The sequence below is a fragment of the Acinetobacter sichuanensis genome, from assembly GCF_003024515.2.
Taxonomy (GTDB): domain Bacteria; phylum Pseudomonadota; class Gammaproteobacteria; order Pseudomonadales; family Moraxellaceae; genus Acinetobacter; species Acinetobacter sichuanensis.
On record NZ_PYIX02000141.1, the window covers coordinates 1 to 1569 of the forward strand.

A 1569-nucleotide genomic window follows, 5' to 3' on the forward strand; every position below is an offset into this window, starting at 1 on the left:
GTTCAATGGTGCGACAAGGGGTAAATCCCCTTTGTAATCCCCTGACCAACCTATACAGGTTGGTGAAATTTGGTAAACCAAATTTAAGAGCAAAAGCAACATGGCGATATATCATTTTTCAGTTAAAACGATGAGTAGAAGTAATGGGCGTTCAGCCGTTGCTTGTGCTGCATATCGTTCAGGTGAAAAACTGGTATGTGATTTCTATGGAAAAGAACAAGACTATACAAAAAAAACAGGTGTTGAATTTACAGAAATCTATGCCCCCGATAATACAAATTCTGAGTTACTCAATCGCCAGATCCTTTGGAACGAAGTCGAAAAAGTTGAACGAAGAAAAGATGCCTTACTTGCAAGAGAATTTGAGATTGCATTTCCAAGTGAGTTAAACGCTGAACAGCGTAAAAACATGCTTAATGAACTTTGCCAAGACCTCGTTAAAAAATACGGTGTCATCGTTGACGCTGCTATTCATGCACCGCATACAAGCAACGGAAGTGATGAACGCAATTACCATGCACACATCATGTTCACCACCCGAAGTATTAATGAGCATGGTGACTTTTCAGCAAAAAAATATAGAGACTTCAGTCGTGATAATGGCACAGAAACGGTAAGCTACTGGAGAGAATCATTTGCAGAATTATGCAATCACCACCTGGAACAAAATGGATTTGATGAACGTGTCGATCACAGAAGTTATCAAGATCAAGAAAGTGACCTAGAAGCCACTCAGCACGAGGGTCCTCAAGCCACATACCTACGGAGACGAGGAATATTTACAAAGATTAGTCTGAAAAATGATGAGATTAAGCGACGTAATTTAGAAATCAAAAAGGTCATTGCACTTGATGAAAACATCAAAGTATCTGAGGATCTTGTGCAAAAAGTACGAAGTGAACTTCAATTCCAACAGTCTGAAGCTGAATATTTAGGAAAAATTTCTCAAAAGCTTTCTGAATTCCAAAACGAAGAATTATCAAAATTAACAGCAGAATTAGACACAATGAGTTCTGAAATATCAGAACTACACAAAAAAGAGCCTTTATTTTTTAAAACAAAATGGATCAATCAAATCAATGACCTAATCGACCAACACAACACCCAACTAGATCGCCAAAAGCATATCTCTGGTCTTAGTGAAACAGAAAAAAAAGAGAGATATTCTAATCAGTTAAATAAATGGACAGAAGAAAATCAGTTGCTCCTGCCTAAAAAGTCTTTTGAAAAATTTAACGAAACCAACATTAGAGTTAAACAACGCAAACTGCATGATCAAATTTTAAATATAGCTCATCAACTTTCAGAAATATCACGTAGAGAAAATGAATATCAAGAATATATTCGCATTCAACGCATGGAAATCAGAAATAGTTATATATTTGAGGAAGATGATTATGGAAATAAATATTTTAGTCCTCAAAATGGTGAAAAACAAAAACGACTATACGCAGAAGATATGGAAGAGCTGAAAATCCAAAAATTGCATGCAGATTTTACAAAAAGCGTTGAAATGGAAGTGCAGCAAGAGTTTGACCGAAAAACAGCTCTACAGCTCGAAAATGACCG

The 1569-nt window shown here is 36.3% G+C and carries 1 protein-coding gene; it reads left to right on the forward strand.

Annotated features, from left to right (window positions below):
• Positions 1 to 100: 100 nt before the first annotated feature.
• Positions 101 to 1569 (forward strand): MobQ family relaxase (mobQ, locus tag C9E89_RS22525; protein ID WP_107010292.1); only part of this gene is annotated, 1469 nt, incomplete at its 3' end.